We start from the raw sequence: 12,986 nt of genomic DNA on the forward strand, positions 1-12,986 counted from the left end.
TTTGCGCCCCCGTCTCTAATCGGTCCTGATCACCATGAATACACCCACCAAAAACCGCCTGGCCAACCCCGGCTGGTTTCTCGTCAGCCCCTCGGTGGCCTTGCTGCTGCTGTGGATGATCGTGCCGCTGGGCATGACCCTGTACTTTTCGCTGATCCGCTACAACCTGCTCTACCCTGGCGAAAACCAGTTCGTGGGGCTGGAAAACTTCACTTACTTCATCACCGACTCGGGCTTCCTGCCCGGCGCCACCAATACGTTGTTGCTGGTAGGCAGCGTGCTGCTGATCAGCGTGGTATTCGGCGTGCTGATCAGTGCCCTGCTGGAGGCCAGTGAGTTCCTGGGGCGTGGCATTGTCCGGGTGCTGCTGATTTCGCCGTTTTTCATCATGCCCACCGTCGGTGCGCTGATCTGGAAGAACCTGATTTTCCACCCGGTGTCGGGGATTCTCGCGGCCGTGTGGAAGTTCTTCGGCGCCGAGCCGGTGGACTGGCTGGCGCACTATCCGCTGCTGTCGATCATCATCATTGTGTCGTGGCAATGGCTGCCCTTCGCGATCCTGCTGCTGATGACCGCCATGCAGTCCCTCGACCAGGAACAAAAGGAAGCGGCGCGCCTGGACGGGGCCGGCGCCATCGCGATCTTCTGGCACCTGACCCTGCCCCACCTGGCCCGCCCGATTGCGGTGGTGGTGATGATCGAGACCATCTTCCTGCTTTCGGTATTCGCCGAAATCTTCACCACCACCAACGGTGGGCCCGGCTACGCCTCGACCAACCTCGCCTACCTGATCTACAACCAGGCGCTGGTGCAGTTCGACGTCGGCATGGCCTCGGCCGGCGGCTTGATTGCCGTGGTCATCGCCAATATCGCGGCGATCATCCTGGTGCGGATGATCGGCAAAAACCTGACTGACAAGCCTTGAGGGCCGCGCCATGACACTCCAACAATCCCGCCGCCTGCAAAGCCTGTTGCTCGGCACCCTGGCCTGGGCCATCGCGATCCTGATTTTCTTCCCGATCTTCTGGATGGTGCTGACCAGCTTCAAGACCGAAATCGACGCGTTCGCCACGCCGCCGCAGTTCATCTTCACGCCGACGCTGGAGAACTACCTGCACATCAACGAACGCAGCAACTACTTCGCCTACGCCTGGAACTCAGTGGTGATCTCATTCAGCGCCACGGCCCTGTGCCTGCTGATCTCGGTACCGGCCGCCTACTCCATGGCGTTCTATGAAACCCAGCGCACCAAAGGCACCCTGCTGTGGATGCTGTCGACCAAAATGCTGCCCCCGGTAGGCGTACTGATGCCGATCTACCTGCTGGCCAAGAGCTTTGGCCTGTTGGATACGCGCATCGCGCTGATCATCATCTACACCCTGATCAACCTGCCGATCGTGGTGTGGATGGTTTACACCTACTTCAAGGACATCCCGAAAGACATCCTCGAAGCCGCCCGCCTCGATGGCGCCACCCTGTGGCAGGAAATGGTGCGGGTGCTGCTGCCGATCGCCAAGGGCGGGCTGGCCTCCACCGTGCTGCTGTCGCTGATCCTGTGCTGGAACGAGGCGTTCTGGTCGTTGAACCTGACCTCGTCGAGTGCCGCGCCGCTGACCGCGCTGATTGCCTCCTACTCCAGCCCCGAAGGCTTGTTCTGGGCCAAATTGTCTGCCGTGTCGACCCTGGCCTGCGCGCCGATCCTGATCTTCGGCTGGATCAGCCAGAAACAGCTGGTGCGCGGCCTGTCCTTCGGCGCCGTGAAATAACGGTTTCCATAAAAATTAAAAGAGGAGGCCCATCCCATGGCCAACCTGAAAATCAAGAATCTGCAAAAAGGCTTCGAAGGCTTCTCCATCATCAAGGGCATCGACCTGGAAGTGCACGACAAGGAATTCGTGGTCTTCGTCGGCCCCTCGGGCTGCGGTAAATCGACCCTGCTGCGCCTGATCGCCGGCCTGGAAGAAGTCAGCGAAGGCACCATCGAACTCGATGGCCGCGACATCACCGAAGTCACCCCCGCCAAGCGCGACCTGGCGATGGTGTTCCAGACCTACGCGCTGTACCCGCACATGAGCGTGCGCAAGAACATGTCGTTTGCCCTGGATTTGGCCGGCGTCGACAAGAAGCTGGTGGAGAGCAAGGTCAACGAAGCGGCGCGCATCCTGGAGCTGGGCCCGTTGCTGGAGCGCAAGCCCAAGCAACTGTCCGGCGGCCAGCGCCAGCGCGTGGCGATTGGCCGGGCGATTGTGCGTAACCCGAAGATCTTCCTGTTCGACGAACCGCTGTCCAACCTCGACGCCGCGCTGCGCGTACAGATGCGCCTGGAACTGGCGCGCCTGCATAAAGAACTGCAAGCGACCATGATCTACGTGACCCACGACCAGGTCGAGGCCATGACCCTGGCCGACAAGGTCGTGGTGCTCAACAGTGGCCGCATCGAACAGGTCGGCTCGCCGCTGGAGCTCTACCACCAGCCGGCCAACCTGTTTGTGGCGGGCTTTCTCGGCACACCGAAGATGGGCTTTCTCAAGGGCAAGGTCACTCGCGTCGACGGCCAGGGCTGCGACGTGCAACTGGATGCCGGCACCCTGATCAGCCTGCCCCTGAGCGGCGCCAGCCTGAGCGTAGGCAGTGCGGTGACCCTGGGTATTCGTCCGGAGCACCTGGAAATCGCCACGCAAGGGCAGACCAGCCTGACCGTCACCGCCGATGTCGGGGAACGCCTAGGCAGTGACACCTTCTGCCACGTCAACACCACCAACGGCGAACCGCTGACCATGCGGATTCGCGGTGACATGGCCAGCCAATATGGCGAGACCCTGCACCTTCACCTCGACCCGGCGCACTGCCACCTGTTCGACACCGATGGCGTGGCCGTGGCCCGCCCACTGCGCGCTGCCGCCTGATTTCGCGAGTATTTCGTTATGAAGCTGAACAAACAGAACCTCAACCGGCTGGCGCCGCACGTGAAACTGCCGACCTACGACATTGCCAGCACCACCCAGGGCATCGCGCACATTGGCGTCGGCGGCTTCCACCGCGCGCACCAGGCGTATTACACCGATGCGCTGATGAACACCGGGGTTGGCCTGGACTGGAGCATCTGCGGTGTCGGCCTGCGCGCCGAGGACCGCAAGGCGCGCGACGACCTGGCCGGCCAGGACTACCTGTTCACCCTGTATGAACTGGGCGATACCGACGACACCGAAGTGCGTGTGATCGGTTCCCTCAGCGACATGCTGCTGGCCGAAGACGGTGCCCAGGCGCTGATCGACAAACTGGCCAGCCCAGCCATTCGTATCGTGTCGCTGACCATCACCGAGGGCGGCTACTGCATTGACGACAGCAACGGCGAGTTCATGGCCCACTTGCCGCAGATCCAGCACGACCTGGCCCACCCGACAGCGCCGAAAACCGTGTTCGGCTTTATCTGCGCCGCGCTGACCCAACGCCGTGCCAGCGGCACGCCAGCCTTCACGGTGATGTCCTGCGATAACCTGCCGCACAACGGCGCCGTGACGCGCAAGGCCCTGCTGGCGTTCGCCGCCCTGCACGACGCCGAACTGCATGACTGGATCAAGGCCAACGTAAGCTTCCCGAATGCCATGGTCGACCGCATCACGCCAATGACCAGCACCGCCCACCGCCTGCAACTGCACGACGAGCACGGCATCGACGATGCCTGGCCAGTGGTGTGCGAACCCTTTGTGCAGTGGGTGCTGGAAGACAAGTTCGTCAACGGCCGCCCGGCCTGGGAACAGGTCGGCGTCCAGTTCACCGACGACGTGACGCCCTATGAGGAAATGAAGATCGGCCTGCTCAATGGCAGCCACCTGGCCTTGACCTACCTGGGTTTTCTCAAAGGCTATCGGTTTGTGCACGAGACCATGAATGACCCGCTGTTCGTCGCGTATATGCGCACGTACATGGACCTCGACGTCACGCCGAACCTGGCGCCGGTGCCGGGGATCGACCTGACCGAGTACAAGCAGACCCTGGTGGATCGTTTCTCCAACCAGGCGATTGCCGATCAGCTGGAACGGGTGTGCTCGGACGGCTCGTCGAAATTTCCCAAGTTCACCGTGCCGACCATCAACCGCCTGATTGCCGATGGGCGCGAGACGGAGCGCGCGGCGCTGGTCGTCGCTGCCTGGGCCTTGTATTTGAAGGGCGTGGATGAGAATGGGGTGAGCTACAAGATCCCGGATCCGCGCGCGGAGTTCTGCCAAGGCCTGGTGAGTGACGAGGGGCTGATCAGTCAGCGGTTGCTGGGCGTGGAGGAGATTTTCGGCAAGGCTATTCCCAACTCGCCTGAATTTGTGGCAGCGTTCGAGCGGTGCTATGGGAGCCTGCGCGACCACGGCGTCACCGCGACCCTGCGACAGCTTCTGAAGCAACCGGCTTAAAACTGTGGGAGGGGGCTTGCCCCCGATAGCGCTGGGTCAGTAAAGAACATTTACACTGAAACACCGCCATCGGGGGCAAGCCCCCTCCCATATTTAAAGCGCATTTACAATCCAACAATAATGCTGAGCAAACCATCATGACCCAGCAAAACCTGTTCCTCGGCATCGACTGCGGCACCCAAGGCACCAAGGCGATCGTCCTCGACGCCTCCAGCGGTAAGGTCCTGGGCCTGGGCGCCGCCGCACATACGCTGATCAGCGGCGCCAATGGCCGTCGCGAACAGCACACCCAGGAGTGGCTCGACGCCTTTACCGAGGCCACCCACCGCGCCCTGCAACAGGCCGGCGTGGACGGCCAGGACATCCTCGGCATCGGCGTGTCCGGCCAGCAGCACGGCCTGGTGCTGCTGGATGACAGCGGCCAGGTGCTGCGCCCGGCCAAGCTGTGGTGCGACACCGAAACCGCGCCGGAGAACCAGCGCCTGCTGGCCTACCTGGGCGGCGAGAGCGGCTCGCTGGAACGCCTGGGCGTGGCGATTGCGCCGGGCTACACCGTGTCGAAACTGCTGTGGACCCTTGAGCAGCACCCGCACATCTTCGCGCGCATCGCCCACGTCCTGCTGCCCCACGACTACCTCAACTACTGGCTCACCGGCCGCGCCGTCGCGGAATACGGCGACGCCTCGGGCACCGGTTACTTCAACGTGCGCACCCGTGAATGGGATGTGGCGTTGCTCAAGCACATCGACCCCAGCGGGCGCCTGGAAGCGGCCTTGCCGGAACTGATCGAGGCCGACCACACCATTGGCACGATCCTCCCCGCCATCGCCGAACGCCTGGGCATCAACCCCGAGGCCATCGTTTCGAGCGGCGGCGGCGACAACATGATGGGCGCCATCGGCACCGGCAATATCGCGCCCGGCGTGATCACCATGAGCCTGGGCTCCTCGGGCACCGTGTATGCCTTTGCCGACCAGCCCAATGTGAGCCCGCAGGCGTCGGTCGCAACCTTCTGTTCATCCAGCGGCGGCTGGTTGCCATTGATCTGCACCATGAACCTGACCAATGCCACCGGGGTGATTCGCGAACTGTTCGATCTCGACCTGGCCACGTTCAACGCCCTGGTCGAACAGGCGCCCATCGGCGCCGACGGCGTCAGCATGCTGCCGTTCCTCAACGGCGAACGCGTGCCCGCCCTGCCCCATGCCACGGGCAGCCTGCACGGCCTGACCATGACCAACCTGACCCGCGCCAACCTGTGCCGCGCCGTCGTCGAGGGCACCACCTTCGGCCTGCGCTACGGCCTCGACCTGCTGCGTCAGACCGGCCTGCAAAGCCAAAGCATCCGCCTGATCGGCGGTGGTTCGAAAAGTCCGGTGTGGCGGCAGATGGTCGCCGATATCATGAACACCGAAGTCATCTGCACCGAACAAAGCGAAGCCGCCGCCCTGGGCGCGGCGATCCAGGCGGCGTGGAGCCAGTCCGGCGAATCCCTGGCCAGCCTGTGCGACAAATGCGTGAGTGTCGATCCGGCCAGCCGTACCCTGCCGGTGGCCGCCAGTGTCAGCGCCTACCAACAGGCTTACGAACGCTATCAACAGCATGTGGCAACCCTTTAAGAGCGAACGACTATGTATCTGGTGTGCGGTGAGGCGCTGTTTGATTTTTTCAGTGAGGAGGATGCCAGCGGGCAGGCTTCCAGGGTCAATTACCAGGCGATTGCTGGCGGTTCGCCGTTCAACGTGGCGGTGGGTTTGCGCCGCCTGGGCATCGAGGCCGGGCTGTTTGGCGGGCTGTCCACCGACTTCCTCGGCCGGCGCTTATTGCAGGTGCTGAAAGACGAAGGCGTAAGCGAACAGTTCCTGGTGGAATTCGCCGCGCCGACCACCCTGTCGATGGTCGCGGTGGGCGCCAATGGCTCACCGCAGTACAACTTCCGGGGTGAAGGCTGCGCGGACCGGCTGTTGGAAGTCGCGCATTTGCCGGTCCTCGGTGATGAGGTACGCGGCCTGCATATCGGCTCGTTCTCCCTGGTGGTACAGCCGATTGGCGACACCCTGCTGAGCCTGGTCAAGCGCGAAAGCGGCAAGCGCCTGATCAGCCTCGACCCGAATGTGCGGCTTAACCCGCAGCCCGACATCCAGCTCTGGCGCGAACGCGTGGCGGAACTGGTCAAGTACGCCGACCTGATCAAGGTCAGCGATGAAGACCTGCACCTGCTCTACCCCGACCAATCGCCGGAAAGCGTGCTGCAAGGCTGGCTGCAACACCGTTGCCAGTTGGTGTTCCTGACCCGTGGCGGCGATGGCGCCAGCGTGTTCAGCCGCCAGCATGGCAACTGGTCCGCGCCGGCGGTCAAGGTGGTGATGGCCGATACCGTGGGGGCTGGCGATACCTTCCAGGCCGCGCTGATTGCCTGGCTGACCGAACAGCAATTGGATTCGGTCGAGGGCTTGCAACAGCTGACCCGCGCGCAGATCGACGCCATGCTCGGCTTCGCCATCCGCGCCGCAGCGTTGACCTGCGGCAAGACCGGGCCGGACCTGCCGTATCGCCACCAACTGGGCTGAACCACGCATTCATGAAGGTTTTGTCAGCGAAGTAGAAATTAATCGATGGTTAATCCCGCAAGCCGAGGGTAACGGTGTATCCACTTGCGGAGAACCACCATGAAACTGCGTACCTTCATGCTCGGCGGCGCACTGGCGCTGGCAGCGGTGTCGGGTCTGGCCCAGGCCGACGATCAAGACGCCGCGGCCAAACCCGTGCCTTACCATTACGGCATGCCGATGAACATCGCCAAGGTCCTGGCCATGAACGAAGCCCCGACCGATGACTGCAAGGTCATCGACGCGGATATCAAGTTCGTGGACAAGGCGGGCAAAGTCGAAGATGTCAGCTATCGGAAACTGTCCGAAGCCTGCGACTTCCAGAATTGATGGGCGGGCATAAACAGCGTTGGGCCTGGCAATCACCAGGCCCAGCGTTCATGTCCAACTATCAGAAGTGACTGCGCCCAGCGGCTCTTTGCAGGACCGGTGCCTGTGACTGCTTCAGGTCTTCGCGTAATCCAGTAATCAGATTGCAAATTGCGCGACTGCTGTCGAGTTTGTCGGCGTTTATACCTTTGACCTCCAAGTCCACGCGGTCGCGGTCACGGTCGTCATAGACCTTGATCGTCAACGAAGCATCTTCGGCTTTGATACATTCACACCGTTTAGGCAGAAAACTTCCTTCAATAATGCTGCGAAGTTCTAAATCTGAAAGCATGGCCAACCTCTCCTTTTTATGAGACTGCCAACAATTGTTATAGGCCTGGCAGGCGCGTGCCTGCCACGTCTTGCCAACCCTGGCAGACGCTTACAACTTCCAAGCGTACTCGGCAAAATCCAATGCCGTTGTAACCTTTCCTCATAAGCAAGGCGCCATTTTGTATAACTTTGTGCAAGTCCGGATCGCACGAGTTAGATCATCGCCGAACAGCTTCGATTAAACGTTTAACCCTGGCCTTCGGATTAAACAGCCGCCTGCGCAGCCACTCTTTCAGCAACATATCGCAAACTATCAAAGTTGATATTGGCGCCCGAGTTGATTGCCACCAGCGTCTGCCCACGCACGCCGTTTTGGCCGACATAGTGACGAATACCCGCCACGGCCAACGCGCCGGAGGGTTCGGTGATGGACCGGGTATCGTCATAGATCAACTTGATCGCACTGCACAGTTCATCGTTGCTGACAGTGATGACTTCATCCACCCAATCCCGGCAGATTTCATAGCCATATGCGCCGATCTGCGCCACGGCAGTGCCGTCGGCAAACCCGTCGACACTGGGCAGCACCACCCGCTCGCCCGCGCGCAGGGCGGCCAACAGGCAACTCGAACCTTCCGGCTCGACGCCGATGATGCGCACCTGTGGCCGCAGGTATTTGACGTATGCCGCGATCCCGGCGATCAGGCCACCGCCGCCCACCGGCACGAAGATCGCGTCCAACGCGCCCTGCTGCTGGCGCAGGATCTCCATGGCCACGGTGCCCTGGCCAGCGATGACGTCCGGGTCATCGAACGGTGAGACAAAGGTGCAACCGGACGTCTCGGCCAGTTGCAGCGCATGGGCCAGGGCCAATGGAAAGCTCGCACCATGCAGCACCGCTTCGCTGCCCCGGGAGCGCACACCCAGCACTTTCAATTCCGGCGTACTGCACGGCATGACGATGCGTGCCTGGATCCCCAGCTCGCGCGCTGCCAGGGCGACACCCTGGGCGTGGTTGCCCGCCGAAGCGGTCACCACGCCGCGAGCCTTCTGCTCATCGCTCAGTTGCACCAACTTGTTGTAGGCACCGCGAATCTTGAAGGAAAAGGTCGGCTGCAAGTCTTCGCGCTTGAGCAGCACCTGGTTGCCCAGCAATGCCGACAACGCCGGGGCGGCTTGCAGCGGCGTGCGCAGCGCCAGGTTATAGACCGGGGCGGCGAGGATCTTCTTCACATAGTGCTCAAGCAATCCCGTGTCGGCAGTGTGGGGCGCTGTGCAGGTGCTCATGGGTGTCTCCTGGCTTGCTTAAAGGGCCCTGGAGACGGAAAAACAAAACCCGCCTCTAGGGCGGGTTTGGGTACAGCCGTGCGCTATCCCGCCAAATGAGGAATGGCGGTAATAATGCTTGGCTGGCTGCGGAAAGTTTGAAATGTCATGTATCGAAATTACCCGGCGGGTGCAGGGCAAGTCAATGGCCCAACACCATTTAGCGCGTGGGGGTTTACTCAGAATATACGAAACGTATACGCTTCATATATTCAATCAACACAGTGAACACCATGGGCATCGTCAAGATCACCGACCAATTGCACGAACAACTGCGCCTGGCCAGCGCCGCGATGGATCGTTCCATCAACGCCCAGGCCGAGTTCTGGATCAAGATCGGCCTGCTGGCCGAGCTCAACCCCAGCCTGCCGTACAACGAGCTGATCAACAAACTGTTGCTGGACAAGCCCGACCTGATCCGAGGCCGCAGCCAATGATCAAGACCCCTGCCCAACTGACCGTGATGCGCGAAGCCGGTCGCCTGCTGGCCCAGGTGTTCAGCATGCTCGATGGTTTTGTCATCGCCGGCCGTTCCACCCTAGAGCTGGACGCGGCAGTCGAAGCCTTCATCCGCAACGACTTGAAGGCCCGCCCGGCCAGCCTCGGACAATACGACTACCCCTTCTCCATCAACACCTCGATCAACGAAGTGGTGTGCCACGGCATGCCCAGTGCCAAGGACATCCTCAAGGACGGCGACATCATCAACATCGACATCACCCTGGAAAAAGGCGGCTTCATCGCCGACTCCAGCAAGATGTACATGATTGGCAACGTCCCCCCCAAGGCTCGGCGCCTGGTTGAAATGACCTTCGAAGCCATGTGGGCCGGCATCCGCCAAGTCAAGCCAGGCGCGCGCCTGGGCGATATCGGCCATGCGATCCAAAGCCACGCGCAAGCCAACGGCTACAGCGTGGTGCGTGAATACTGCGGCCACGGCATTGGCCGGCAGATGCATGAAGAGCCGCAGGTCCTGCACTTCGGCCGCCCCGGCACCGGGCTGGAACTGCGAGAAGGCATGGTGTTTACCATCGAGCCGATGCTCAACCAGGGCAGCGCCAAAGTGCGCAGCCTGAAAGACGGCTGGACGGTGGTGACCAAGGACAACAGCCTGTCGGCGCAGTGGGAACATACCGTCGCCGTGACACGGGACGGGTTCGAAGTGCTGACCCTGCAAAAAACCGACTGACCCATAAGCTGTGGGGCGGCCTGGACAGCGTGTGTCAGCCAATACTCAGTGCCCACATTCAAACCAACAGCCCTTCAGCCCACTCGACCGCACGCAAAAAAAACGGCCCACCGAGCAATCGGTGGGCCGTTTTCGTCAACCAACCCGCGCGTTACGCCAGGCTCTTGCTGACCACCTCAAACACATCACTGGACAATTCACCCGAACCACGAATACGTTCCAGCTCCGCCTTCATCAGCGCCTGCCGCGCGCTGTCGTATTTACGCCAGCGAGTCAACGGCGCCAACTGGCGCGAAGCGATTTGTGGGTTGAACGCATTCAGCTGGATCACCAGGTCCGCCAGGAAGCGATAGCCCGACCCATCCGCCGCATGGAAGTTGATCAGGTTCTGCCCGGCAAACGCGCCAATCAGTGCACGCACCTTGTTCGGGTTCTTGATCGTGAACGCCGGGTGCTCCATCAACGCCTTGACCCGCGCCAACCCGCCGGGCAAGACGCTGGCGGCCTGCACACTGAACCATTGATCCATGACCAGCGGGTTGTCCTTGAAGTTCTCAGCGAATACCGCCAACGCCTTGGCTTTTTCCGCCTCGAATGGCGAATTCACCAGCACCGCCAGCGCGGTCAAGCGTTCGGTCATGTTGTCGCTGGTATCAAACTGGTCCAGCGTCGCCGCCAGCACTTCGGGCTTGCCGCTGAGCATCAGGTACGACAGCGCGATGTTCTGCAAGGCGCGACGGGCAAAATGCTCGGCCGCGGGCACGTACGGGGTTTGCTTGGACTGCTCACGGTTGGCCTGGTAACGCAGCCACAGCCCTTCGAACAGTTGGTCGGCCAGTTGCTTGCGGGCAAACTCGCGGGCGGCGTGGATGGCGTCGACATCGGCCACTTCACTGATTTCGGTCAAGTAGGCTTCACCCGGCAGCGAGAGCATCTCCGCGACCATGGCCTGGTCCAGGCTGTCATCGCTCAACACGCTGCGCAGTGCATCGATCAGGCGTTGATCCAGCTTCAGCGGTTGCCCGGCCTGATGTTGGCCGATCAGTTCCTGCAACACCTGCACCGACAGTTGCTGGCCGGCATCCCAGCGGTTGAAGCCGTCGCTGTCGTGCTGCATCAGGAACATCAGTTGATCGCGGGTGTACGGGAAGCTCAGTTTCACCGGCGCCGAGAAGCCACGCAACAACGACGGCAACGGCTGTTCGGCGATATCGACGAAGGTGAAGGTCTGCTCGGCTTCGGTCACCGAAATCACACGCGAAGTACCGCCCGCCGCCGCCTCACCGGCCAGGCGCAACGCGATACCGGCGCCCTGCCCGTCCAGCAGGCCCAATTCCACGGGAATCACAAACGGCAGTTTCTCCACCTTGTCTGGGGTGGCCGGGCAGCTCTGACGGAAGGTCAGGCTGTAGGTTTTTGCCGCGGCGTCGTAAGACTCGCTGACCGCCAGGCGTGGCGTGCCGGCCTGGCTGTACCAGCGTTTGAACTGGCTGAGGTCGGCACCGTTGGCGTCTTCCATGGCCTTGACGAAATCGTCGCAGGTCACGGCCTGGCCGTCATGGCGCTCGAAGTACAGGTCGCTGCCTTTACGGAAGCCTTCGGCGCCGAGCAAGGTATGGATCATGCCGACCACTTCCGAGCCTTTTTCGTACACGGTCAAGGTGTAGAAGTTGGAGATCTCGATAAAGCTGTCCGGGCGCACGGCATGGGCCATGGGGCCGGCGTCTTCAGCGAACTGGTGGGTACGCAGGTAAGCCACGTCCTGGATGCGCTTGACCGTGGCCGAGTTCATGTCGGCGGAAAAGCACGAATCACGGAATACGGTAAAGCCTTCTTTCAGCGACAGCTGGAACCAGTCGCGACAGGTCACGCGGTTGCCCGACCAGTTGTGGAAATATTCGTGGGCGACGATTGCCTCGACCCGCTGGTGCGCGGCGTCGGTGGCGGTTTCGGCGCGCGCCAGCACGGCGCTGGAGTTGAAGATATTGAGGCCCTTGTTCTCCATGGCGCCCATGTTGAAGTCGTTGACCGCCACGATCATGAAGATGTCGAGGTCATACTCACGGCCGTAGGTTTCTTCATCCCAGCGCATGGACTTTTTCAGGCTGGTCATGGCGTGCTGGCACTTGTCGATATTTTCCGGCTCGACGTAGATACGCAGCGCCACGGTGCGGTCAGTCATGGTGGTGAAGGTGTCTTCGACACACCATAGGTCACCGGCTACCAGCGCGAACAGGTAGGCCGGCTTCTTGAACGGGTCTTCCCAGGTCGCCCAGTGGCGGCCATCCTCGCCGGGGCCGCTGGCGATGGGGTTACCGTTGGACAGCAGGATCGGATAGCGATGTTGCTCGGCGATCACCGTGGTGGTGAAGGTGCTCATCACGTCCGGACGGTCGAGGTAGTAGGTGATCTTGCGGAACCCTTCGGCCTCGCACTGGGTGCAGAACATGCTGCCGGATTTGTACAGGCCTTCCAGCGCGGTGTTGGTTTCCGGGTGGATGCGCACGCTGGTGTCGACCGTGAACGTCTCGGCGGTCGGCTGCAGGGTCAGGTGGCTATCGGTCAGTTGGTAGTCGGCCGCGGTCAGTTCACGGTCGCCCAGATTCACGCTCAGCAGCTCCAACTGCTGGCCATCGAGTACCAGCGGCGGCAAGCCGGCGCCGCGCTCGGGGTTACGGCGCATCACCAGTTGCGCGTGAACCAGGCTGTGGTCCTCGAACAACTCGAAGGTCAGGTGCGTCTCTTCGATCAGGTAATCCGGCGCCTGATAGTCCTTCAGGTAAATCATCTTCGGTTGTTCGGTGCGCATGAGGG

At 61.6% G+C, this 12,986-nt stretch carries 12 protein-coding genes; 9 read left to right on the top strand and 3 right to left on the bottom strand.

The window, feature by feature from the left end; translation table 11 throughout:
• Positions 1 to 34 precede the first annotated feature (34 nt).
• The 7 genes from P2T68_RS21105 (at position 35) to P2T68_RS21135 (ending at position 7,345) form a co-directional block, all read left to right on the top strand.
• Positions 35 to 925: a sugar ABC transporter permease gene (locus P2T68_RS21105; protein ID WP_024075147.1), complete on the top strand. Its 891-nt coding sequence runs from the start codon at positions 35 to 37 to the stop codon at positions 923 to 925.
• Positions 926 to 935: 10 nt separating this feature from the next.
• A complete protein-coding gene (locus P2T68_RS21110; RefSeq protein ID WP_005788583.1) occupies positions 936 to 1,766 on the top strand; it encodes a carbohydrate ABC transporter permease in 831 nt (276 codons plus the stop codon).
• Positions 1,767 to 1,802: 36 nt separating this feature from the next.
• A complete protein-coding gene (gene ugpC, locus P2T68_RS21115) occupies positions 1,803 to 2,906 on the top strand; it encodes a sn-glycerol-3-phosphate ABC transporter ATP-binding protein UgpC (RefSeq protein ID WP_024075146.1) in 1,104 nt (367 codons plus the stop codon).
• Positions 2,907 to 2,924: 18 nt separating this feature from the next.
• Complete coding sequence (locus tag P2T68_RS21120; RefSeq protein WP_277378244.1) at positions 2,925 to 4,406, top strand: mannitol dehydrogenase family protein; 1,482 nt, start codon at positions 2,925 to 2,927, stop codon at positions 4,404 to 4,406.
• Between the two features lie 137 nt (positions 4,407 to 4,543).
• On the top strand, positions 4,544 to 6,025 hold the full coding sequence (xylB, locus tag P2T68_RS21125; protein ID WP_024075144.1) for a xylulokinase: 1,482 nt from the start codon (positions 4,544 to 4,546) through the stop codon (positions 6,023 to 6,025).
• 12 nt (positions 6,026 to 6,037) lie between these two features.
• The gene (locus P2T68_RS21130) at positions 6,038 to 6,976 is read left to right on the top strand and encodes a carbohydrate kinase (protein ID WP_024075143.1); all 939 of its coding nucleotides are present in this window, start codon (positions 6,038 to 6,040) and stop codon (positions 6,974 to 6,976) included.
• Between the two features lie 99 nt (positions 6,977 to 7,075).
• Positions 7,076 to 7,345, top strand: coding sequence for a DUF2790 domain-containing protein (locus tag P2T68_RS21135; RefSeq protein ID WP_024075142.1), 270 nt, complete (start codon positions 7,076 to 7,078; stop codon positions 7,343 to 7,345).
• A gap of 61 nt (positions 7,346 to 7,406) precedes the next feature.
• Here the strand turns inward: P2T68_RS21135 and P2T68_RS21140 are convergent, their stop codons facing one another.
• On the bottom strand, positions 7,407 to 7,676 hold the full coding sequence (locus P2T68_RS21140; protein WP_024075141.1) for a DUF1652 domain-containing protein: 270 nt from the start codon (positions 7,674 to 7,676) through the stop codon (positions 7,407 to 7,409).
• Between the two features lie 245 nt (positions 7,677 to 7,921).
• The gene (gene ilvA, locus P2T68_RS21145) at positions 7,922 to 8,944 is read right to left on the bottom strand and encodes a threonine ammonia-lyase, biosynthetic (protein WP_024075140.1); all 1,023 of its coding nucleotides are present in this window, start codon (positions 8,942 to 8,944) and stop codon (positions 7,922 to 7,924) included.
• Positions 8,945 to 9,216: 272 nt separating this feature from the next.
• Here ilvA and P2T68_RS21150 point away from each other — a divergent pair, with 272 nt between their 5' ends.
• Together P2T68_RS21150 and map are read left to right on the top strand one after the other, a co-directional pair.
• On the top strand, positions 9,217 to 9,420 hold the full coding sequence (locus P2T68_RS21150; protein WP_024075139.1) for a ParD-like family protein: 204 nt from the start codon (positions 9,217 to 9,219) through the stop codon (positions 9,418 to 9,420).
• On the top strand, positions 9,417 to 10,172 hold the full coding sequence (gene map, locus P2T68_RS21155; RefSeq protein ID WP_024075138.1) for a type I methionyl aminopeptidase: 756 nt from the start codon (positions 9,417 to 9,419) through the stop codon (positions 10,170 to 10,172). The genes P2T68_RS21150 and map overlap by 4 nt, the downstream gene beginning before the upstream one ends.
• Before the next feature lie 151 nt (positions 10,173 to 10,323).
• Here map and pepN read toward each other — a convergent pair whose 3' ends face one another.
• The gene (gene pepN, locus P2T68_RS21160; protein WP_277378245.1) at positions 10,324 to 12,981 is read right to left on the bottom strand and encodes an aminopeptidase N; all 2,658 of its coding nucleotides are present in this window, start codon (positions 12,979 to 12,981) and stop codon (positions 10,324 to 10,326) included.
• Positions 12,982 to 12,986 lie beyond the last annotated feature (5 nt).

The organism is Pseudomonas sp. G11 (genome assembly GCF_029457515.1).
Taxonomy (GTDB): Bacteria; Pseudomonadota; Gammaproteobacteria; order Pseudomonadales; family Pseudomonadaceae; genus Aquipseudomonas; species Aquipseudomonas gorinensis.